This window comes from Mycolicibacter virginiensis (assembly GCF_022374935.2).
Classification (GTDB): Bacteria; Actinomycetota; Actinomycetes; order Mycobacteriales; family Mycobacteriaceae; genus Mycobacterium; species Mycobacterium virginiense.
In genome coordinates this window covers 2332897-2355004 of the sequence record NZ_CP092430.2, presented here as the reverse complement: position 1 = coordinate 2355004, position 22108 = coordinate 2332897, and the positions used below count along the sequence as shown (strand labels likewise).

General features: G+C 67.1%; 19 protein-coding genes and 1 pseudogene. 11 read left to right on the top strand and 9 right to left on the bottom strand.

Annotated features, from left to right (window positions below):
* Positions 1-121 precede the first annotated feature (121 nt).
* Complete coding sequence (locus tag MJO54_RS11305) at positions 122-571, top strand: nuclear transport factor 2 family protein (RefSeq protein WP_046285453.1); 450 nt, start codon at positions 122-124, stop codon at positions 569-571.
* 7 nt (positions 572-578) lie between these two features.
* Here the strand turns inward: MJO54_RS11305 and MJO54_RS11300 are convergent, their stop codons facing one another.
* Genes MJO54_RS11300 through bfr form a run of 3 tightly spaced genes read right to left on the bottom strand, consistent with a single transcriptional unit; the run spans position 579 to position 3633 of the window.
* Complete coding sequence (locus MJO54_RS11300) at positions 579-1073, bottom strand: carboxymuconolactone decarboxylase family protein (protein WP_046285452.1); 495 nt, start codon at positions 1071-1073, stop codon at positions 579-581.
* A gap of 18 nt (positions 1074-1091) precedes the next feature.
* Positions 1092-3137: an MDR family MFS transporter gene (locus MJO54_RS11295; RefSeq protein ID WP_065153393.1), complete on the bottom strand. Its 2046-nt coding sequence runs from the start codon at positions 3135-3137 to the stop codon at positions 1092-1094.
* A 16-nt stretch (positions 3138-3153) separates the two neighbouring features.
* On the bottom strand, positions 3154-3633 hold the full coding sequence (bfr, locus tag MJO54_RS11290) for a bacterioferritin (RefSeq protein ID WP_046285450.1): 480 nt from the start codon (positions 3631-3633) through the stop codon (positions 3154-3156).
* A 283-nt stretch (positions 3634-3916) separates the two neighbouring features.
* Here bfr and MJO54_RS11285 point away from each other — a divergent pair, with 283 nt between their 5' ends.
* Both MJO54_RS11285 and MJO54_RS11280 read left to right on the top strand, forming a co-directional pair.
* Positions 3917-4564 (top strand): hypothetical protein, encoded by a 648-nt coding sequence (locus tag MJO54_RS11285; protein ID WP_064888592.1) that lies wholly within the window; start codon positions 3917-3919, stop codon positions 4562-4564.
* A 9-nt stretch (positions 4565-4573) separates the two neighbouring features.
* Positions 4574-4810: a (2Fe-2S)-binding protein gene (locus tag MJO54_RS11280; protein WP_046285448.1), complete on the top strand. Its 237-nt coding sequence runs from the start codon at positions 4574-4576 to the stop codon at positions 4808-4810.
* Here the strand turns inward: MJO54_RS11280 and MJO54_RS11275 are convergent.
* Together MJO54_RS11275 and MJO54_RS11270 are read right to left on the bottom strand one after the other, a co-directional pair.
* Positions 4802-5569 (bottom strand): enoyl-CoA hydratase/isomerase family protein, encoded by a 768-nt coding sequence (locus MJO54_RS11275; RefSeq protein WP_064888593.1) that lies wholly within the window; start codon positions 5567-5569, stop codon positions 4802-4804. The genes MJO54_RS11280 and MJO54_RS11275 overlap by 9 nt on opposite strands.
* Positions 5570-5615: 46 nt before the next feature.
* Positions 5616-6548 carry a hydrogen peroxide-inducible genes activator gene (locus MJO54_RS11270; RefSeq protein WP_064888594.1) on the bottom strand — a complete coding sequence of 311 codons (933 nt, stop codon included), beginning with the start codon at positions 6546-6548 and terminating at the stop codon, positions 5616-5618.
* A gap of 116 nt (positions 6549-6664) precedes the next feature.
* Here MJO54_RS11270 and MJO54_RS11265 point away from each other — a divergent pair, with 116 nt between their 5' ends.
* From MJO54_RS11265 to MJO54_RS11255, 3 genes are all read left to right on the top strand, one after another.
* Complete coding sequence (locus tag MJO54_RS11265; protein WP_046285445.1) at positions 6665-7252, top strand: peroxiredoxin; 588 nt, start codon at positions 6665-6667, stop codon at positions 7250-7252.
* A gap of 64 nt (positions 7253-7316) precedes the next feature.
* Positions 7317-7853, top strand: coding sequence for an alkylhydroperoxidase, AhpD family (ahpD, locus tag MJO54_RS11260; RefSeq protein WP_046285444.1), 537 nt, complete (start codon positions 7317-7319; stop codon positions 7851-7853).
* Between the two features lie 63 nt (positions 7854-7916).
* Positions 7917-8399 carry a cytidine/deoxycytidylate deaminase family protein gene (locus tag MJO54_RS11255; protein ID WP_064888595.1) on the top strand — a complete coding sequence of 161 codons (483 nt, stop codon included), beginning with the start codon at positions 7917-7919 and terminating at the stop codon, positions 8397-8399.
* Positions 8400-8402: 3 nt separating this feature from the next.
* Here the strand turns inward: MJO54_RS11255 and MJO54_RS11250 are convergent, their stop codons facing one another.
* On the bottom strand, positions 8403-8873 hold the full coding sequence (locus MJO54_RS11250; RefSeq protein ID WP_046285442.1) for a DUF1810 domain-containing protein: 471 nt from the start codon (positions 8871-8873) through the stop codon (positions 8403-8405).
* Between the two features lie 48 nt (positions 8874-8921).
* On the opposite strand from MJO54_RS11250, the gene MJO54_RS11245 reads away from it, so the two are divergent.
* Positions 8922-10160: an alpha-hydroxy acid oxidase gene (locus MJO54_RS11245; RefSeq protein ID WP_046285441.1), complete on the top strand. Its 1239-nt coding sequence runs from the start codon at positions 8922-8924 to the stop codon at positions 10158-10160.
* Positions 10161-10176: 16 nt separating this feature from the next.
* On the opposite strand, the gene MJO54_RS11240 is transcribed toward MJO54_RS11245, so the two are convergent.
* On the bottom strand, positions 10177-11658 hold the full coding sequence (locus MJO54_RS11240; RefSeq protein ID WP_165797876.1) for a sensor domain-containing protein: 1482 nt from the start codon (positions 11656-11658) through the stop codon (positions 10177-10179).
* Between the two features lie 170 nt (positions 11659-11828).
* On the opposite strand from MJO54_RS11240, the gene MJO54_RS11235 reads away from it, so the two are divergent.
* The 3 genes from MJO54_RS11235 (at position 11829) to MJO54_RS11225 (ending at position 15561) form a co-directional block, all read left to right on the top strand.
* Positions 11829-13643, top strand: coding sequence for an NAD-binding protein (locus MJO54_RS11235; RefSeq protein ID WP_046285439.1), 1815 nt, complete (start codon positions 11829-11831; stop codon positions 13641-13643).
* A gap of 63 nt (positions 13644-13706) precedes the next feature.
* On the top strand, positions 13707-14342 hold the full coding sequence (locus MJO54_RS11230) for an HhH-GDP family DNA glycosylase (RefSeq protein ID WP_105294846.1): 636 nt from the start codon (positions 13707-13709) through the stop codon (positions 14340-14342).
* A 16-nt stretch (positions 14343-14358) separates the two neighbouring features.
* On the top strand, positions 14359-15561 hold the full coding sequence (locus MJO54_RS11225; RefSeq protein WP_064888597.1) for an NAD(P)/FAD-dependent oxidoreductase: 1203 nt from the start codon (positions 14359-14361) through the stop codon (positions 15559-15561).
* Here MJO54_RS11225 and MJO54_RS11220 read toward each other — a convergent pair.
* Both MJO54_RS11220 and MJO54_RS11215 read right to left on the bottom strand, forming a co-directional pair.
* The gene (locus MJO54_RS11220) at positions 15558-17036 is read right to left on the bottom strand and encodes an acetyl-CoA acetyltransferase (protein WP_240175921.1); all 1479 of its coding nucleotides are present in this window, start codon (positions 17034-17036) and stop codon (positions 15558-15560) included. The genes MJO54_RS11225 and MJO54_RS11220 overlap by 4 nt on opposite strands.
* 251 nt (positions 17037-17287) lie before the next feature.
* Positions 17288-19657, bottom strand: a pseudogene (locus MJO54_RS11215) (CoA transferase); the annotation flags it as partial.
* A 43-nt stretch (positions 19658-19700) separates the two neighbouring features.
* Between MJO54_RS11215 and MJO54_RS11210 the strand changes: the two are divergent.
* Positions 19701-22106 (top strand): phosphoketolase family protein, encoded by a 2406-nt coding sequence (locus tag MJO54_RS11210; RefSeq protein ID WP_240175920.1) that lies wholly within the window; start codon positions 19701-19703, stop codon positions 22104-22106.
* Positions 22107-22108: the final 2 nt, after the last annotated feature.

The following is a 22108-nucleotide window of genomic DNA, read 5'->3' as shown; positions in this document are numbered from 1 at the left end:
GCGCCGTCCGCCGATCAGCCATGCCCAGACTCTAAACTCCGCGCCCGCCCCTCCCGGGCACCTGTCCAACGGCGGCGTATATTTCGGCGTGTCATGTGCTTCTCCGGAAAGGGGCATCGGCATGCCGGCTGACGTCAAACACATCGTCACCGAGATGTGGCAGGCATTATCGCGTCGCGACTGGGACGCGGTGAAACCCTTTCTGGCCGAAGACTGCATCTATGTCGACATGCCGGTGGGTCCGGCTGCAGCCGCCCGCGGGCCACACGACATCGTCAAGCGCCTCAAGATCGGTCTGGAGCCGCTGGCCGGATACGAGAACCATCCGGGCCTGCTGGTCGCCGAAGGCGCCGACGTGCTCTACGAGCACTCTGAAACGTGGAACTGGGCCACCGGGGAGACCGCGCTGCTGCGTTTCGTCACTGTGCACCAGGTGATCGACGGAAAAATCACGCTGTGGAAAGACTATTGGGACATGGCCGGCCTGACGGCCCATGCGCCGCCGACCTGGCTGGAAGACTTTGCCGAGGCCGACATGTCGTGGATATTCGACGCCACCGGCCTGATCTGAGTTGGAATCAGGCCCTGCTGGGCAGGGTCAGTGCGCAGGCCTGTCCGATGTCCAGCGTGCGAAGCAGCCGTCCCATACCAAGCCAGAGCGCACACGACAGCGCGAGGTCGGCCAGCAGTTCGTCACTGAGGTGCTCGGCGCAGCGCGACCAGAAGTCCTCGTCGTCGCGCAGGCCGGTGTGGTCAGTGGCGAAGCGATGGGCGAACTCGGCGGCGAGCCGCTCCTGCGGGCTGTAGCCCGGCCAGGTGCGCCACTGCGACACGTGCTCGTAGAGCTCCTCGTCGACCCCCGCCGCCGGGCCGTCGGCGTCACGGGTGTTGACGCACACCGTGCACTCGTTGTCGAAGGCGATCACCATCCGGGCCAGCTCGCGGGTGCGCATCGGCAACCGGCCCTTGGTGTAGACCGCTGTACTGAATCCGCCGATTCCCGCTGCCAGGTCAGGTGATTTGACCATCCAGCCCATCACGTCGTCTGCGGCGAACGTCCCGATTCGGCTCATACTTGGCGATGCTAGCGGTCAACCGTGGGCAGTGCTGCTGAACTCCGCCGACTCCCCCGCGTCGTCGGGATCGATGATGGCCCGGCGTGCGATCCGCTCTAGCGCGGCTGAGACCTCGGCGCGATCCGGTCGGCCCTCGAACCCGGGCGAACGAGCCAGTTTGTCGACCACCCAGTCCTGTACCAGCGAGGACACGAACCCGACCTGGCGCAGACCGGCGCGGGTGAGACCGAGGTGGTCGCCTTCGCGCAACACATAGCCGTGAGACACCAGCTGGTCGACGGTGGGTTCGAGGATCTCATAAGGCACCCGGAGGCGCTTGCCGATGTCACTGAGCCGCGCGGTCCGAAACACCTGCGTGTACCGGTAGATCCGCAGCACCGTCCACAGCCCGGCGACGTCGAGCTGACAGTCCGGCCGCAGCGCGATGGAGCGCAGCCGCATCCCGGGTTCGTTGTGCAGCAGTCGCCCGATCGCGTTCTCCAGCAGATCGTCCGACGACGCGTTGGTGGGCATGCCGAACCCGTCGCCCAGGTCGACCGCGCTGTCGCGCAGCTCCTTGAGCGGGACCTCGCGCAGGAACAGAGCCAGCACGAATCCGAGCAGCGCGACCGGTGCGGCGCACAAGAACACCTGTCCGAGTGAGTCGGCATAGGCCGCCACAATCGGCTCCGCCTGCTGTGGCGACAGGCGGCGCACCGCCTCAGGTGAGTCGGCCGCACCGGCGGCCAGTCCGGCGCTGCTCAGTGCCGGTCCGAGCCGGTGGCCCAGGAAGTTCACGAACAGCGACCCGAACACCGCGGCACCGAACGAGCTGCCGATGGTCCGGAAGAACGTGACCCCGGAGGTGGCCACGCCGAGGTCGGCGAAGCTCGAGGTGTTCTGCACGACGAGCACCAGCACCTGCATCGACAACCCGATACCGGCTCCCAGGATCACCAGGTAGACCGACTGCAGCAGCGCCGGGGTGGCGGCATTCATCTGCGACATCAGCGCGAACGCGATCGTCATCAGCGCGGTGCCGACCACCGGAAAGATCTTGTAACGGCCGGTCCGGCCCACCAGGGCCCCGCTGCCGGTGGAGGTCACCAACATCCCCACCACCATCGGCAGGGTGCGCAGGCCCGAGGTGATCGCCGAGACACCGTCGACGTACTGCATGAAGGTGGGTAGGAAGGTGAGCGCGCCCAGCATCGCGAAGCCGACGACGAACGCCAGCACGCAGCAGACCGCGAATACCGGGTCGGCGAACAGCCGGGTCGGCAGGATGGGCGCCGCGGCCCGGTTCTCCACCCAGACGAACAGCGCCAGCGCCACCACGGACCCGCCGAACAGCGCGATGATCGCCGCTGACCCCCAGGGGTAGCGGCTGCCGCCCCAGCTGGTGGCCAGTGTCAATCCCGTGGCACCCAACCCGATCAAGACGATTCCGGCGTAGTCGATGACGGGCTTGGCGCGGCCCGCCAAGGCCGGGATCGCGACGCCGGCCACCAGCAACACGACCACCGAAATCGGCAGATTGATCCAGAACGCCCAGCGCCAGGTGAGGTAGTCGGTGACATACCCGCCCAGCAGCGGGCCGATGACCGTGGTCACTCCGAAAACCGCGCCCAGCATGCCCTGATAGCGGCCCCGGTCACGCAGCGGAATGACTTCACCGATGAGAGCCGCGGCGGTGACGGTGATGGCGCCCCCGCCGATGCCTTGCAGCGCCCGCGCGGCGACCAGCATCCCCATCGAGGCGGACAACCCACACAGCACCGATCCGGCGACGAAACACACCACGGCGGCCTGGAACACCCGCTTGCGGCCGAACAGGTCGCCGAGCTTGCCGGCCAGGATCGTCGCGATCGTGGACGTCAGTAGGTAGCTCGTCACCACCCACGACTGATGCCCGGCGTTGCCCAGATCCGAGACGATCGTCGGCAAGGCGGTCGCCACGATGGTCTGGTCCAGCGCGGCCATCAGCAGGCCGAACACGATCGCCAGGAAGATCAGATTGCGGCGGTGCGGACTTACCGGCGCAGGTCGCACATCGTCGGCGACCGGCGTCGATGCGGTCATACTCCGGCTGCGCCGATCACGACGGCGGGCGGGAGACGCACTGTGCCGAGTACAGCGCCTCGCCGAGCTTGTCCATCAGCTCCAGTTGGGTTTCCAGGTGGTCGATGTGCGATTCCTCGTCGGCGAGGATGGTTTCAAGAATCTGGGCGGTGGTGCTGTCCTGCTTCTCACGGCACATGACGATGCCGGGCCGCAACCGGTTCAGCACGTCAATTTCCAGCGCCAGGTCGCTTTCGAACTGTTCCCGCAGCGTCTGTCCAATGCGCAGCGACCCGATGCGCTGATAATTCGGCAGGCCGCCGAGCACCAGAATCCGGTCGGTGACGGTCTCGGCGTGGCGCATCTCCTCCATCGATTCTTCGCGGGTATGGCCGGCTAATTCGGTGAAACCCCAGTTGTCCTGCATCTTCGCGTGCAGGAAGTACTGGTTGATCGCGGTGAGCTCACTGGTCAGCTGCTCGTTGAGCAGTTTGAGAACCTCGGGGTCGCCTTGCATGATCTCTCCTCTGATGTGAAGAACCTCGCATGCCGGCCGCGACGGACGGGGCTTGAATCATCGCCGTAACGCGCCAAATTCAATCTAGTGCAGGCCATCGCTTGCAGTGGGCTGTTTACCCGCGTCTCGGCGCGTCGAATCGCCGCACCGCTCTGGGTCTTCGGGCGAGTGGGAGATCGCCGTACATCACCGGACCCGCGCAAGGTGCGCCTTACTTAGGTTAGACTCTACTAACATGAGACTTGTTTCGCCCGGCAATCGTGTCGGCATTTCGGGCAGCGGCATGTCTCACCGCAACGATCCGCATTCGCTGGTGCTGGCGCTGGACTACCGAGTCGACGACGTAGGTCGGACATGGTCGCTGATTCAGCGGGACCATTCCCCGCTCGTCGACTTGGGTGCCCGCCATGCCGTGCTCTACACCTCGGAGTTCGAGCCGGACCGGGTGCTGGTCACCATCGGCCTGCGGCACCGAGTCTCGGTCAAGGAGCTCCTGCGCTCCCCCGCGGTCTTCGAATGGTTCGACCGCTCCGGGGTCAACGATCTGCCCGCGATCTTCGCCGGCGAGGTTATCGAAAAGATCAACCTGGCCACGTCGGTTGACGAACAGGACCGTTCGGAGGTGATCGTCGGCGCGGTTGCCACCGTCGCCGACCCCGCGGACCTGATGGCCAAGGTGCACGCCGGATTGGACCGGTTCGCCGGCGCGGGAGTGCGCAAAGTGTGGGTGTATCAAGCGGTCGATGACGGACATGAGGTGATGACACTGCTGGAAATCGACAGTGCGGCAAGTGCACAGCGATGGATCGACCACCCGGACACCGCCGCGGAGTGGATGTCCGGCATCGGAATCGGTGGTTACCCCGGGCCGTTCGTCGGGAAGGTCGCCACCTCGATCGATCTGATGGCGCCCGTGGGCGAGGGTCGGTAGGGGTATCGCATGTACGTATGCCTGTGTGTCGGAGCCACCAATCAGATGGTGTCCGACGCCGTCGCCGCCGGGGCGTCGACGTCGAAAGAGGTTGCCGCGATGTGCGGCGCGGGTGGCGACTGCGGCCGGTGCCGCTGCACCGTGCGCGGCATCATCGAGGCCACCCTGGCCGCGGCGCCCCGCACTGCCGACAACGGTGCGCTGCGGCATCTCGCGCTGGACATCAGCCCCGTCGGATCACACTGATTCGCCGCCTCGCCGGCCGGTGAACTCGGCCAGCGCATCGGCGTTGGCCTGACCACCCAAGAGCTCGGCGAAGAACGCGTTCTCCCGCTCAACCGCGGCCAGGGTCTCTGCCCTAGTCGGCTCGACCATCGCACTCTTGACCGCCATGAGGCTCGAAATAGGCCGGGATGCAAGGACTTCCGCGTGCCGACGGGCCTCGCCCAGTAGCTCCTCCGGCTCACAGACCGCGAAGACCAAGCCCATCCGCAGCGCCTCGTCCGCGGTGATCCACTCCGAGGACATCAAGAGCCAGGCCGCGTTCTGCCGTCCCATCAATCGCGGAAGCAGGTAGGAGGAGGCCGCCTCCGGCGCCACCCCCAGGCTGGTGAACGGGCACTTCAGTCGCGCGCTCGATGACATGAACGCCAGGTCGGCGAAGCCCAGGATCGTCGTTCCGATCCCCAGACCGAGGCCGTTGACCGCGCAGATCAGCGGCTTCGGGAATTGCCCCAGCGCCGCGATAAGACCGCGGAAGCCGTGTTTACCGGGAACGAAATCCGGATCGGTCACCATGGCCTGCATCTCGGCCAGGTCGGTGCCGGCGCTGAATGCCCGCCCGGCCCCGGTTATCAGGACCACCGCGACGTCGGGGTCGTCGGCTGCGGCGAGCAACGCCTCGGCCGTGGCGTCGTAGAGCGCCTCGTTGAACGCGTTGAGGGCATCGGGGCGATTAAGCGTGAGAGTCCGAACCCGGTTCTCTTCTTCGATCGTCAGGATCACCCGTGCAGCCTAAACGCCGCCCACCGGGCCGCGACCGCGACGCTACTCAGACCAGCTCGACCTGGTGGCCCGCGGCAACGACGTGGCCGATGATGCCCGCCAACCGCCGATAGGACTCGTCGCGTCCACTGGAGGTGCGAAATACCAGCCCGATCCGCCGGCCGGGCGCCGGCGGCGCGAAATAGGCCAATGCCAGGCCGTTGCGCTCCGCTTCGACCGCCACCGCGGTCTGCGGGATCAACGTCACCCCCAGTCCACCGTTGACGCACTGGACCGCGGTGGCCAGCGATGCGGCGCGGGTGGTGGCCAACTCGGCACGCACTCCTGCGTTACGGCAGATCTCCAAGGTCTGGTCACGCAGGCAGTGGCCCTCGTCGAGCAGCAGCAACGGTAGGTCCGCCAGCACTGTCGGCGCTACCCGACGCTTGCCGGCCAGCGCATGGCCGGGCGGCAGCGCCAACACGAAATCCTCGTCGTAGATCGGTATTTCGGTCAGCCCGGCCACCTCTGCCGGCAACGCCATCACGGCCGCGTCGACCGCACCCTCCCGCAGTCCGGTGAGCAGCCGTTCGGTCTGGTCTTCGATCACTCGCAGATTCAGGTCCGGTAGTTGCTCGGACAATCCCGCCAGCACGGCGGGCAGCACATACGGCGCCACTGTCGGGATCAGGCCGAGCCGCATGGCACCCTGCAGCGGGTCGGCCACCCCGGCGGCGGCCGCCGAGAACTGCGCCGCCGCATCCAATACGGCGTGGGCGTACGGCAGCAACTGCTGCCCCTCGGCGGTCAGAAAAACCCGCCGTGTGGAGCGCTCGATCAGTTGGACGCCCAACCCGGCCTCCAACGACGACAGCGCCTGCGACAGTGTCGACTGGCTCAGGCCCAGCCCGGCCGCCGCCAGACTGAAGTGGTGCTTCTCGGCCACGGCGGTGAATGCCCGCAGGCCGGCGAGCGTCGGCTGATAGCTTGCATCGGTCATGCCGATAATTATAGTGCGTGGCATCACCTTTTATTTTTAATTCAGATAGGGCACGATGGAGCGTGCGGGCGTCGAACGCGCCCCGAATGCAGAAATCTCACATCACAAGGAGTGTCATGGCACTGTTGACTATCGGCGAGCAGTTCCCGTCCTACCGGCTCACCGCCTTGATCCCGGGCGATCTGTCGAAGGTCGACGCGAGCGGGCCCGACGACTTCTTCACCACCATCACCAGCGATGACTACGCCGGCAAGTGGCGCGTGGTGTTCTTCTGGCCCAAGGACTTCACCTTCATCTGCCCCACCGAGATCGCGGCGTTCGGCAAGCTGAACGACGAGTTCGCCGACCGCGACGCCCAGATTCTCGGCGCCTCGACCGACAACGAGTTCGTGCACTACAACTGGCGCGCCCAGCACGAGGACCTCAAGACGCTGCCGTTCCCGATGCTGTCGGACCTCAACCGCGAACTGGTGACCGCCACCGGTGTGCTCAACTCCGACGGCGTCGCCGACCGGGCCACCTTCATCATCGACCCCAACAACGAGATTCAGTTCGTCTCGGTGACGGCGGGTTCGGTGGGTCGCAACGTCGACGAGGTGCTGCGGGTGCTGGACGCGCTGCAGTCCGACGAGCTGTGCGCCTGCAACTGGAAGAAGGGCGAGGCGACCCTCAACGTCGGCGAACTGCTCAAAGAATCCCTGTAGATCGCAGCCGTATGAATCGCACTCGCGGTGATGTCGGGCGCCAGGATGAGGAGGAACAGCGCCAATGAGTATTGAGAACCTCAAGAACGCGATCCCGGAGTACGCCAAGGACCTCAAGCTCAACCTGGGTTCGATCGCCCGCACCACGGTCCTGAACGAAGAGCAGCTCTGGGGCAGCCTGCTGGCCACTGCCGCGGCCACCCGCAACGCCACAGTGCTGGCCGAGATCGGGGCCGAGGCCGCCGACAACCTGTCGGCGGAGGCCTATCAGGCCGCCCTGGGCGCCGCGTCGATCATGGGCATGAACAACGTGTTCTACCGTGGTCGGCACTTCCTGGACGGCAGCTATGACGACCTGCGGCCCGGGTTGCGGATGAACATCATCGGCAACCCGGGGGTCGACAAGGCCAACTTCGAACTGTGGAGCTTCGCAGTCTCGGCCATCAACGGCTGCCAGGCGTGCGTTGCCTCCCACGAACAGGTCGTCCGGGAGGCGGGCGTCGGCCGCGAAGCGGTACTGGAAGCTCTCAAGGTCGCCTCGATCGTGGCTGGGGTGGCGCAGGCGGTCTTCGCCGCCAGCGCCGACCCAACTGCTACTTAGGCGTTCCAGTCCCTATCGGCGCGCGCCGGGCGATGCCCGGCGCGCGCCGTAGACTTTGCTCTCGTGACGCTCAGCGATGCCGACCGTGGTTATCTGGCCCGCTGCGTCGAATTGGCCGGCGAGGCATTGATACACGGCGACGATCCGTTCGGATCGCTGTTGGTCGACGCCGACGGCACGGTGCTCTTCGAGGACCGCAACCGGGCCGGCGACGGCGATGCCACCCGCCATCCCGAGTTCACCATCGCCCAGTGGGCGGTAGCCAATCTCATTCCAGCGCAACGCATCCAGACCACCGTCTACACCTCCGGCGAACACTGCGCGATGTGCGCCGCGGCCCACGCCTGGGTCGGACTGGGCCGGATCGTCTACGCCTCATCGGCGGCGCAACTGACCGAATGGCTGCGCGAGCTGCAGGTGCCGGCGGCCCCGGTCGCCCCGCTGCCGATCACCGCAGTCGCCCCGCACGCGGTGGTCGACGGGCCGGCACCGGAGTTCGAACAGGACTTGAAGGCGCTGTTTAGGGCCCGCTACCAAAATCGGTAATCCTCACCCTCGGGCAAGCCACGCCAGTCGGTCCAGGGTCACCGGATCCTCCTGCCCGTCGTAATAGCGGTCCAGTACCTCACGAAAGTCGCGGCAGCAGCACCGGCCGACGTGGCCACCACCTTCACACGCCCGCCCGAACAATGTCATCGAGGACCGCAGCTTGATGTCGTCGGGCCAGCCCAGGATCTCCTCGATGGACCGGCCGCTCACCGCGTTGATCAAGCCCACGCACTCCCGCAGCCGCGGCCCCAGCACGGCGTGAGCCAGATACGCGCGTGCCTCGGCGGGCGACGCGATGCCGTAACGCTGCGCCATCGCGCTGGCCCCTAAGCCGGAGAGCTGCGGAAACACGAACCACATCCAGTGGCTGCGCTTGCGGCCGTCGCGCAGTTCGGCGACCACAGTGTCGTACACACCGGCCTGTGCGTCGACGAAACGCTGTAGCCCGAATGGGTCGGAGGTTCCGGCCATGACATCAACCGTGGCACAGTTCGACGTACAGCAGGGAAGGAGTCAGCGATGTCGGCGATCAAGCGACGGGTTCCCAGGATCGGTGAACTTGCGCCACTGATCCGTTTCCGCAGGCCACGATTGAATCGCACCGCGCGCCGGCTTGAGACCGCATTGACCGTCGAAGACCTACGTCTGCTCGCCAAACGACGCACCCCCCGAGCCGCCTTCGACTACACCGACGGCGCCGCCGAAGACGAGATCTCGCTGGAACGAGCCCGACAGGCCTTCCGGGACATCGAGTTTCATCCGGCCATCCTGCGCGATGTCTCGAAGGTCGACACCAGCCGCGAGGTGCTCGGCGCGCCGGTGGCGTTGCCGTTCGCGATCGCACCGACCGGCTTCACCCGGCTGATGCACACCGCGGGCGAGCTGGCCGGCGCCCGCGCCGCCGAGGCCGCCGGTATCCCGTTCGCGCTGTCGACCTTGGGCACCGCCTCGATCGAAGATGTCGCGGCGGCCGCCCCCGGGGCCCGCCGCTGGTTTCAGCTGTACATGTGGCATGACCGCGACCGGTCGATGGCGCTGCTGCGCCGCGCCGCCGAAGCCGGCTACGACACCCTGCTGGCCACCGTCGACTGTCCGGTCGCCGGAGCGCGGCGACGCGACTCCCGCAACGGCATGTCCATCCCACCGGCGCTGACGCTGCGCACGGTCGCCGATGCCGCGGTGCATCCGGCCTGGTGGTTCGACCTGCTCACCACTGAACCGTTGTCCTTTGCGTCGCTGGACCGATGGTCGGGCACCGTCGCGCAGTACATGGACACCATGTTCGATCCGAGCCTCACCTTCGACGATCTGGCCTGGGTCAAGTCACAATGGCCGGGCCGATTCGTCGTAAAAGGCATCCAGAGCCTCGACGATGCCCGCGCGGTGGTCGATCGCGGTGTGGACGGCATCGTGTTGTCCAACCATGGCGGCCGCCAGCTCGATCGAGCGCCGGTGCCGTTCCAGCTGTTGCCCGAAGTGGTGCGCGAGGTCGGGGCCGACACCGAGATCCTGCTGGACACCGGCATCATGTCGGGCGCCGACATCGTGGCAGCGGTCGCGCTGGGTGCCCGCTGCACCCTGATCGGCCGGGCCTACCTCTATGGCCTGATGGCCGGTGGGCAGGCCGGTGTGCACCGCGTGATCGAAATCCTCGCCGAACAGATCCGGCGCACCATGCGGTTGCTCGGGGTCAGCGAACTCGCTGAACTGACACCACAGCATGTCACCCAGCTACAGCGACTGGTGCCGCGCCGGTAGCGGTTGCGTACTTCGCTCAGAACGCGGGAGCCCGCGTCACCAGCGCGGCGATCACGTCGTTGAGCGCATCCGCCTCGTCGGTGATGTGCGCGCCGCAGGCTTTGACGTCGATCACCGTGTCAGCTACCGCATTGAGCACCCGCTGGCAGCTGTATGCCTCGGAGCCCAGGGTGTAGGTCTGCGAGATCCGCGGTGCGCCACCGACGGTGTCCCCGATAGTCCAGGTGTAGGTGTTGTGGTCGGGATAGGTCACGGTGACCGTCTTGCCCGCACAGGCCTGCCACCGCGCCACCGACTGCTCGACGAAAGCCGCAGCCCGCCCGGAGTTCGGGGCGAAGGCCACAATGTCCTGGTCCACGAAAGGCCGGCCGTTGACGCCGGCCCGTTGCAGGCCGCCCGGTTCTTCCAGCACCTTCCACGCCGCCCGCTGGACCTGAGTGTCCCGGTAATCCGAGTCCAAGCCCGGGTACAGAACACCCAGGCATTCCGGCTCTGACGCCGCTATTGATCCGGCCGGCTTGAGCGCTTCGAGGTCGGCCTGCACGGTCTCCATTGCGGGGGTTGCCATTACGGCCTGTACGTCATCGTCAGCGGCCAGGTTCGGTGTCGGCAACTCGGGTGGCGTGCGGGTGAGTCCGAATGCCAGCGCACCGGCCACCGCCACCGCCACGGCGGCGCCGGCGAGCAGCAGCTTCTTCACCGGTCCACCCCGATGCCGCGGGTCGGCGTCAACGCGATCCGAACCGTCCGTACCGGCCCGCGCTACGTCGGGCGCCGGGCGGGTGATCACGGGCCGCGGCCCGGTTACCGCGGCGACCGGCATGCCGACGGTAGCGGCAGTGAAGCTCGGGTCGTTAGCGGCCAGAACCGCGTCGACGTCGGCTCGGGTTCGCACGGTGACGTCCGGCCGGTCACGCAACCGGCACAGGAGCTGGACGATGTCATTGCGGACGGTGGGATCGTGACAGTCCTCGTCGAGCCGCGACCGAAGCTCCAAGAGGAGTTCGCCCTGCTTGTGGTAGCTCAGCTCGGGTCCCGACAGCTCCGAGGAAAGCCGCATCAGGTAGGCGAAGGGCACCATTGGTTCCTCCGGCAACTGTGCAGGCAGCGGTACGGCACGGCGCGACAGGCTCTGCAGGGCGGCGACCAATCGAGCGTGGGCGGCGGCGTCACGCATCCGGTAGTCGATGACCTGGGTCGCGGCCAGTGGGGTGACACGCACACTGTCGACCGGGCCGATCTGCACCGGCAGAACCGGGCGTTGCAGCGCCCGCGCATAGGCCAACTCCGCCTGACAAGGCTTGGACCGCAATGAGTTGTTGGACAACGCGACGACGAACACCGAGCAACACCGGATCCGGTCCAGGATTGTCTGCCACCACGCCTCGCCACCGCCCAGTTCTTCGTCCAGCCACACGTGCTGGTCGGCGCTGCGCAGGACGGAAACCAGCGGATCGACCAACGCGCGATCCTGGCTGGCGTAACTGACAAACAGCATGATCCTCTCCAGGGCCGGCATGCGCAGAAGCGGACCGAATTGCTCTCCAGTTTGTCAGACTGAAGGCCGATATCGGTCGTCCTGCGTCCGGGTTAGTGTACGAGAGAACAGAGCGCTTTTGCGATGGGCCGAGCAGGCCCAGCAAAGAAAGCGCGGGAGGAGAAACGCCGATGACCGGTCGTGCGGCCGAACCGAGTGCTCCGGCCAAGCCCGGGCGCGAAGCCCCGCCGCCGGAGACCCTGCAGCACAAGGTGCTGACCGGACTGACTGATCCACACTGGTACTGGCTGCTGATCCCGGCGGGGATCGTTGCCTTCGCGCTGGGGTTCTGGGGCTACGGCTCCTATCAGGGCGGCGAGCATTCGTACTCCGACGCGGTCTATGGCGCGGTCAAGTTGTTCTTCCTGCACGCGGCTCCGCAACCGGAGAACCATGTCGGCCCGGCCCTGGACATCGCACGCTTCCTGGCACCGGTGGTAGCCGGCTGGGCGGCGCTCATAGCACTGGTGTCGATGTTTCGGGACCGGGTGCAGCAACTGCTTATCCCGTTCAAGCACGGGCATGTGGTGGTCTGCGGTCTGGGCTACGCCGGGTTTGAGTTCGTCCGCGAGCTCCGTGCCGCGGGATACCGGGCCGTTGTGATCGAGTCCGACGAGGCCAACCCTCGAATCAAGACTTGCCGCAACTGGGGATTCCCGGTCGTCATCGGAGATGCCCAGCTCAGCGCGACCCTTGAATCAGCGGGAGTACGGCGCGCAGCCCGGCTGCTCGCGGTGACTTCAGACAGCGTTGCCAACACCGAAATCGTCACGCTGGCACGCCGTCTGGCCGATGACTCCAAGAGTTCACGCAGGATCTTCGGGCGCTCGAGCAAAGACCACTTGCGCTGCCTGGCGCGCATTGAGGACCCCGGGTTGTGCGTGCTGTTACGACTCGCGGAGTTCAATCGCGGCGATGACCGGTTGGCCGTCGACTTCTTCAACATCGACACCGTCGGCGCTCGGCTGCTGCTAGCCGAACATCCGGTGACGATCGTGCAGCGTCCCCACATCGCCGTCGCCCACCTTGACGGTGTCGGATCGGGTTTGGTGTTTCAGGCAGCCCGCCAATGGCACGAAGAACGCGTGGACGACCAACCACTGCGGGTGACCGTGATCGACGACCAGGCCGCGGCCAAGGTGGCCAAGCTGGTGTCCAACCACCCCGCCCTCGAGGAAGTCTGCGAATTCCACTGCTCGCCCGCCTCGGTACGCGACATCGATCGGGTGGCGCAGGACACCGACTGGCCGGTTACCCAGGCCTATGTGACCGGTTATCACGACGAACGCAACGTCGAGTCGGCGTTGAACCTGCGCCGCGCGCTCGACAACGCGGTGCCGGTGGTCACGACAATCTCACGCGCCTACGGTGTGGCCGACCTGCTCGAGGAGCAGGCGCTCGGCGGCTCCGGTGTCACGGTCTTCCGGACCCTGCAGGAGACCTGCACCGTTGAGCTCGTCGAGGGCGGATCACTGGAGGCCGTTGCCCACGAGATCCACCGGCGCTACTGCCTGATGCAACCCGCGGGCGCGCCGGCGCCGCCGCCCTGGCCGGAGTTGGCGGATGCGCTCAAGGACTCCAGCCGTGCCCAGGCCCGCCACATCGGGGTGAAGCTGCGCAGCATCGGCTGCGTGATCGCTCCACTGCGCAACTGGCATGCCCGCGACTTCCAGTTCACCGACGACGAGATGGACAAGCTGGGCACCATGGAGCACGACCGGTGGATGCAGGAGAAGCTCGACGCCGGCTGGACTCTGGGCGACGAGGACCCGGTGCTCAAGAAGGACCCGCACTTGGTGCCGATGGAGCAATTGCCACCCGAGGTCGCCGAGGTCGACCGGATCTTCGTGCGGGCGATCCCGGAGATGCTGGCGGCTGTCGGCCTGGAGATCATCGACGTAGCGCAGACCGCACCGAGATATCCGGCGCGCAGCCTTTCGCACTAGCGCTTGCGCACCCGCTAGTCATGCCCGGTTTTCGCTGCGACGAATCCGGGTATATGCGCTGCTGTGATTGCCCACAAGGAACTGGTACGCCGACTGCTGCGGCGTGCGGGTACGACCTATGCCCAAGAGGCCGGAATCCGGTTGCGCAACCAACCCATGCCGCTGTTCCAGTTGTTGATGCTGTGCATGCTGGCCAGCAAGCCCATCGACTCCAGCATCGCGGCCCGCGCCGCCCGCGAGCTGTTCAAGTGCGGGTTGCGCACGCCGCACAAGGTGCTCGAAGCCGATCGACAAACGCTGATCGATGCGATGGGCCGGGCGCACTACCGCCGCTACGACGAGAGCTCAGCCACCATGCTGGTCGAATTGGCCGAGGCGGTGCAGTCGGACTATGGCGGTGATCTCCGGCTGCTGGCGGAACGCAGCGGACGCGATATCGCGGCGGCCGCCGAGGCACTGACGTCCTTCAAGGGAATCGGTGATGTGGGTGCGAGCATCTTTCTCCGTGAGGTCCAGGACGTCTGGCCCTGGGCCCGCTCCACGTTCGACGACCGCGCCCTGGATGCCGCGCGCGATCTCGGCTTGCCCAGTGACGCGAAACAACTCGGCGCACTGTCGCAGGGACGCAATGCCGAACTGGCTGCAGCCCTGGTGCGCTACTCCGCCGATGCCGGTGTCCGCGAGCGTCTGACCGAATGACGAGAGAGGACCAGACGTGTCTACATCGGCCGCGTTCGTGATCGTCGGTGCCGGTCTGGCGGGGGCCAAGGCCGCCGAAGCCCTCCGCGACAAGGACTTCGACGGAACGATCGTGCTTATCGGGGAGGAGCACCAGCTGCCTTACGAGCGGCCGCCACTGTCCAAGGAATTCCTCGCGGGCAAGAAGACCCTCGAAGACTTCACGGTGAAACCCCGGTCCTGGTACCACGAACACGAGATCGACCTGCGGCTGGGCAACCGCGTCGTCAGTGTCGATCCGTCCGGTCACAACGTCACGCTGGCCGACGGCGCCAGCCTCGGCTACGACAAGCTCCTGTTGGCGACGGGGTCACGGTCGCGGCGGCTACCGATCCGGGGAGCCGACGCCCCCCGCGTGCACTATCTGCGGACTGTCGAGGACGCCTCGGCGCTGGATTCGGTGCTGGCGAGCGGTGATTCGCTGGCGGTGGTGGGTGCGGGCTGGATCGGTATGGAGGTGGCCGCCGCCGCACGCCAGCGCGGCGTCGACGTCACCGTGGTCGAAAGTGCCGCGCTGCCGCTGCTGGCCGGCCTCGGCGCGGAGAACGCCGCGGTCTTCGCCGACCTGCACCGCGAGCACGGTGTGGACCTGCGTACCGGGGCGACGGTCGCCGAGATCACCACTGCCGGCGGTGCCGCCGCCGGGCTGCGACTGGGCGACGGCTCGCAGATCCGCGCGGACGCGGTGCTCGTCGCGGTCGGCGCCCAGCCCAACATCGAATTGGCCCAGCACGCCGGCCTATCCACCGGTGACGGCGGAGTGCTCGTGGACACCGGGCTGCGTAGCAGCGACCCCGACATCTATGCCGTCGGCGACATCGCGGCCGCGCAGCATTCGTTGTTCGGCACCCGAATCCGCACCGAGCACTGGGCCAACGCCCTCAAACAACCGGCGGTCGCTACGTCCGGCATGCTCGGCGAAGCCGCCGAATACACCGAGCTGCCCTACTTTTTCACCGACCAATACGACCTCGGGATGGAGTATGTCGGCTACGCGCCGCGCTACGCCCGCGTGGTGTTTCGCGGTGATCCCGCAGGCCGCGAATACACCAGCTTCTGGCTCGATGACGACAACCGGGTGCTGGCCGGGATGAACGTCAACATCTGGGACGGGCTCGACGACATCAAGGCGCTGATCAACGCCCAAGCGCCCGTCAATCCGGACCGGCTGACCACCTAGCGCAGCGTCGCGGTGCCGTCTTCGTGGACGTCGACCGCGGCACCGGCGATGTCCTCGCGCACCGTCGCCTCGGCGGCATCCGGGTCTCGCACCACCGCCAGGGTCCGCGAACCGTCGGGCGTGCGAACCGCCAGGAACGCCTGCAACGGGCGCCCGTCACGATCGAACGGTGTGGTCCAGGACTCCACCGCACCGATCCCCTGCCACTGCACCACCGAGGGCCGGGTGGCCTGCGCGTCCACCTCGGGTTGTACGTCCTCCCAACGGAATCCCTCGGGCGGCGGCTGCGTTCCGTACACGCCGAAGCTGTGCTTGGTCAGGTAGCCGCCGTTGGCGGTGATCAGCCCGCGCCGCCCGGGATTAGCCACCAGCAGTTCGGCCAGGGTGGCGATAGAATGCATGACGTAGTTGTTCCACGGACCACCGGCGAAGGTGAGCCCGCCGGTCACGGTGAGCGGCCGGTCGGGATCGTCGATGGGCAGCCCGAGTTCGGCCGCCGCGACCTGCACCGCAGACGGGAAGCACGAGTACAGGTCGACGTAATCGATCTCGCCGATTCCGGCGGCCCCGGCCAACTCCAATGCCCGGGCCCCCGCGATCCGGATCGCCGGCGATCGGTGCAGTTCGGCGCGATTGGCAATGGCATAGGTGTCGTGGGCGTCGGCACCGGCCTGCGGGAAAATCCAGTTCTCGGTGGGGATCCGCAACTCGGTGGCGGTCTGAACCGAGGTGAGCACCAGCGCGGCCGCCTGATCGACCATGTTGTTGGAGTTCATCAACTTGGTGTAGGGCCAGCTGATCATCCGGTTCTTCGGACTCGGCTGCCAGATCTCCTCCGCGGCCACGGGGTTCCGGATCCAGGCGTGCGGGTTGTCGACGGCGACCGCATTGAATCGAGACCACAGTTCACCGATGCGCCGACGGTGGTCTTCGACCTTCTCCCCCGCGGCGATCCGCAACGCCTGTTCGAACAACGGGTAGACGTAGGCGGGCCTGTCCAACCCGATGCGCTCTTCGGCCGGGCCGACCATCGGAACGTCCTCGCCCTCACACTGGGCTATCGGGACAGAGTCGTCCTGCTGCGTCCACACCAGTTTCCCGCCGGCACGCCGCAGCCTGGTTCGGGTGCGCCACGTCTCGCCGCCTGCCACCAGCACGACACCGGCGCGGCCGTCGCGAATATCCCGGCAGGCTTGATTCACCAGGGACTGCGGCACGTTGCCGCCCACCGGGCTGTACCGGGTGGCGGGGCGCTGCGCCCCGATCCGTTGTCCGAGCAGTGCGCCTGGATCGCGGTAACGCGCGGAAAGCAGGTTCACCACCCGAATCGAGTCGACCGCGCGCAGCACCCGGTCGTGAGCGGCATGGCGTGCCGCGGTCGCCATGAGATCGACGGGTTCTATCGCGTCGGTGTCGTCGCGGTGGTTGACCTGGCCGTAGCCGATCAGCACCGGTGTCCGGGGGTCGACAGGCATGGACGTCAGACTAATCCGCTGGGTTCATGCGGCGGTCCCAGCTTCGCCTCTCCTCCGTCGAGCCTCGCTGAACCGCCGGGTTCCTGCGGCGGTCCCAGCTTCGCCTCTCCTCCGTCGAGCCTCGCTGAACCGCCGGGTTCCTGCGGCGGTCCCAGCTTCGCCTGTCCTCCGTCGAGCCTCGCTGAACCGCCGGGTTCCTGCGGCGGAACCAGCTTCGCCTCTCCTCCGTCGAGCCTCGCTGAACCGCCGGTGAACAGCACACCGTCGGCGATCAGCTTCTCGATCTCGCCGTCGTCGAGTCCGAGCACGGCCCGGCAGATCTCCCGAGTGTCCTGACCGGGCAGCGGTGCGGGCCGCTGCGGTGCCACCGGGATGTTGCGGAAGGGCGCGGGACCGGTTTCGGCTGGCAGCGGGTGCTCGATCAGCGGATGCGTCATGGGCGCGAACACCGCCCGGTGGGCCAGTTGGGGGTCGTCGGCGACATCGGGCGGCCGGTTCATCGGCGCGGCGGCCACGCCGCGTCCCTGCAGCAGTTCGGCCACCCCGGCCGGGGAGTGGGCCATGGTGTGGCGACCCAACGCTGCAGCCAGCTCCGCACGGTGAGCCAGGCGACCGGATCCGGTGCTGAAGCGTGGCTCGTCGGCCAATCCGCCATCACCGAAAACCGTAGCGACAGCACGCATATCGGGGTCGGTCCGGATCGAGATCACACACCATTCGTCATCGCCGGTGCACGGGCAGACCAGGTCCACGGCGGTGTCCGGCTGGACCGATGGGCCCGCGGCGCGGGCCACGTAGCTGGTGTCGAGTTGGTTGACGGCGGTCTCGGCCTGCGACACGTGGACGTGACTGCCGGAGGCGGTGCGCCGACGCCCGATCAGCGCCGCCAGCGCCCCGATCGCGGCGACCCGCGCAACCACATGATCGGGGAAGACCGTGGTGGCGTCGTAGAACGGGTGGCGTTCGGTGTCGCTGGCCCCTTCGGGGGCCGTCCACAGGGCGGTGACCCCGGTGGTGGCACGTACCAGTGGGCCATAGCCCATCCGGTCGCTCCACGGCCCGGATTCGCCGAAGGCGCTGCTCTCAGCGAGGACGATTCGCGGGTTGATCTCACGCAGTGCATCGTAAGAAAAGCCAAGGGCGGCAAGCGTTCCCGGCTTGAAGTTGGCGAACACCGCGTCCGCCGCGCCGACCAGACGAGTGAAGATCTCCTTGCCGGCCGGGCTGCGCAAATCCAGGCCGAGTCCGGAGTTGTTGCGGTGCGTCCAAGCGAACGACTCGCTCATCGCCGATCCGGGGCGGGCCTGCCGCAGCCCGTCGGGGTAGGCAGCGCTCTCCACCTTGATGATCTCGGCGCCCAGGTCGCCGAAGAGCCGGCTCGCTTCCCCGCCGGCAACGATCACACCCAGGTCGACGATCCGTAGATCCTCGAACGGCCGGGCGCCGACCGCACCGCGCACCGTCGGCTCCGTCAACGGTTCGGCCAGCCATCCGGCCGCTGTTTCGCCGACGGCCGGGGCGGGGGTCCGAAATCCTGCGCGCTGGTCGTCGACTACGTAGTAGCCGGTCGGGATCACCGCGGGCAGCCCCGGAGCCAGCTCGGCCTGGGTGACCGCTTGCGCGACCGCGAAATGTTCTTCGGCCAGTACCTGCGCCGGATCGCCGACCGCGGCGATCGGGACACCGCGAGATTGCCCGGCAGTGACCAGATCGGCCATGTCCTGGCCGGCGAATAGTGCACGGATCAGGGCACTGATCTGCGGCCAAACAGCGAACCGCTCGCCGATCACGCCGAACTTGGGATCGGCGTACTCGGCCGGCTCCCCCAGCCAGCTCCACAGTGCGCGCCACTGCCTCGGGGACATGACGCACAGTCGGACGTAGCCGTCGCGGCACGCATAGATCGGGTAGGCGTCCTGGTTGCGGGGCCTCCCACGCCACCGGCTCGACGCACGTTGGGCCGCGGCGACCTGGCCGTGCGCGCCGAATATCGGGTCGAGCACGGTGACCACCGCGTCGAACCGGGAAAAGTCGATGTAATCGCCGGATCCGCAGCGCAACCGGTTGAAATAGGCGACCAGCACAGCCCAGGCGGCCTGTACCGCCGCAGTCGCCGAGGCGATCCCCTCCGGCGGCAGCACCGGGGTCCCGGTGGTGGGACCCGACCGAGACAGGGCGCCGGAGAGTGCGTAGAGCACCGCGTCGGTGGCCTGCCACTGTGCTCGCGGACCGCTCGTCCCGAAATCGGTGACCGACATTGTCACCAGGTGAGCGAATCGGTCGGCCAGTTCGGCGCAGGAGGTCCCGAACGCCGTCGCACGTCCTGGCAGGCCGCTGTCCACCACGATGTCGGCGGTACCGGCCAACTCGTCGAAGCGGCGGCGGTCCCGCTCCTCGGCGGGGTCCAAGGTGATGCTGCGCTTGTTCGCGTTGTGCAGCGCGAACGCGATGCTCGCACCGCCCAGCAGTGGAGCCGCGGCCCGCGCCGGGCTACCGCCGGGGGGCTCCACCTTGAGCACGTCGGCTCCCAGGTCGGCGAGCAACCGGGTGACCGCGTCGGCGTCGCCGCCGGCCAGATCGAGCACACGAACCGATTTCAGCAGCACGGGAGTCAGGGTAATGAATCGGTTGCCGCGTTCGGAGTTGGGCGCGACAATGGAAAAGGTGAGTGCAGCCAACGCGACTCCACCTAAGCCCACACTCTCCGACGATGAACTGGCCCGCCTCGATGCCTACTGGCGGGCCGCGAATTACCTCTCCGTAGGCCAGATCTATCTGCTGGACAATCCCCTGCTGTCCGAACCGCTGCGGGCCGAGCACGTCAAGCCCCGACTGCTCGGGCACTGGGGCACCACCCCAGGGCTCAATCTGCTCTATCTGCATCTCAACCGGATCATCCGCGACCGCGACGCCGACGTCATCTTCGTCACCGGCCCCGGCCACGGCGGTCCGGCACTGGTCGCCAACGCCTATCTCGAGGGCACCTACAGTGAGGTCTATACCGGCATCGGCGAGAACGTCGACGGGCTGCGGAAGTTATTCCGGCAGTTCTCTTTTCCCGGCGGCATCCCCAGCCACGTGGCGGCCGAGACGCCGGGCTCCATCCATGAGGGCGGCGAGCTCGGCTACGCGCTGGTGCATGCCTTCGGCGCGGCCTTCGACAACCCCGAACTGGTGGTCGCCTGCGTGATCGGCGACGGCGAGGCCGAGACCGGACCACTGGCGGCCAGCTGGCACTCGAACAAGTTTCTCAACCCCGCCGTGGACGGCGCGGTGCTGCCGATTCTTCATCTCAACGGCTACAAGATCGCCAATCCCACTGTGCTGGCCCGCATTCCGCAGCCGGAATTGGAGGCTTTGCTGCGCGGTTACGGGTACCGGCCGATCACCGTCGCCGGCGACGACCCCGCCGTCGTACATCAGCTGCTCGCCGCCGCACTCGATGACGCGTTCGACGACATCGCGGCGATCCAGCGCACCGCGCGCACCGAGGGCTCGTCGATGCGGCCGGTATGGCCGATGATCGTGCTGCGCACCCCGAAGGGCTGGACCGGCCCGAAAGTGGTCGACGGACAACAGGTGGAGGGAACCTGGCGGGCACATCAGGTGCCGCTCGCGCAGACCCGTACCGACCCCGAGCACCGCCGCCAACTGGAGGAATGGCTTCGCAGCTACCGCCCAGCGGAGCTGTTCGACTCCTCCGGGCGCCTGCTGCCCGAGCTGTCGGCGCTGGCGCCGCGCGGGGGCCGGCGGATGAGCGCCAACCCGCATGCCAATGGAGGGCAGCTGCTCCGCGATCTGGACCTGCCTGATTTTCGCGACTACGCGGTGCCGGTGTCCCGGCCCGCCACCGAACTGCACGAGGCCACCCGGGTGCTCGGCGCGTTCCTGAGCGACGTCATCAACCGCAACCGCGACCGCTTCCGGGTGATGGGGCCCGACGAGACCGCCTCCAACCGGCTCTCGGCGGTCTTCGACACGACCGACCGGGTCTGGTTGTCGGAGACCCTCCCCGGTGACGATCACCTGGCCCCGGACGGGCGAGTCCTGGAAGTGCTCTCGGAGCACCTGTGCCAGGGCTGGCTGGAGGGCTATCTGCTGACCGGTCGGCACGGGCTGTTCAACTGCTATGAAGCGTTCGTGCACATCGTCGACTCGATGTTCAACCAGCACGCCAAATGGCTGGCCGTCAGCCGCGAACTTCCGTGGCGCCAACCGATCGCCTCACTGAACTATCTGCTGACCTCCCACGTCTGGCGCCAGGACCACAACGGGGCGTCACACCAGGATCCTGGGTTCATCGATCTGGTGGCCAACAAGCGGCCCGAGGTGGTGCGGGTCTACCTGCCGCCGGACGCGAACACGCTGCTGTCGGTGGCCGATCACTGCCTGCGCAGCCGCAATTACGTCAACGTGATCGTCGCCGGCAAACAGCCGGCGCTGGCCTACCTCCATATGCCGGCGGCGGTGGCGCACTGCACCCGTGGTCTGGGTATCTGGGAGTGGGCCGGCACCACCACCGGCGAGCCGGACGTGGTGCTCGCGTGCGCCGGGGATATTCCCACGCTGGAAACCCTGGCCGCCGCAGACATTCTGCGCGACGAACTGCCCGACCTCGCCGTGCGTGTGGTGAATGTCGTCGACATCATGCGCCTCCAACCGACGACCGAACATCCGCATGGGTTGCCGGACACCGAATTCGATGCGCTGTTCACCCGCGACAAGCCGGTGATCTTCGCCTACCACGGCTACCCCTGGTTGATCCACCGACTGACCTACTCGCGGGCGAATCACGATCAGATGCATGTGCGCGGCTATCGCGAACGCGGCACCACCACAACGCCGTTCGACATGGTGATGCTCAACGATCTGGATCGTTTCCACTTGGTGATGGACGTGATCGATCGGGTGCCCGGATTGGGCGGTCGCCATGCGGTACTGCGCCAGCAGATGGTCGATGCGCGGATGGCCGCGCGGCTCTACACCCGCGAGCACGGGGAGGACGATCCCCGGATCACCAACTGGACATGGCGATCGGGCGCAGAGCCGAACAGCGGCGAGATAAGGTGACG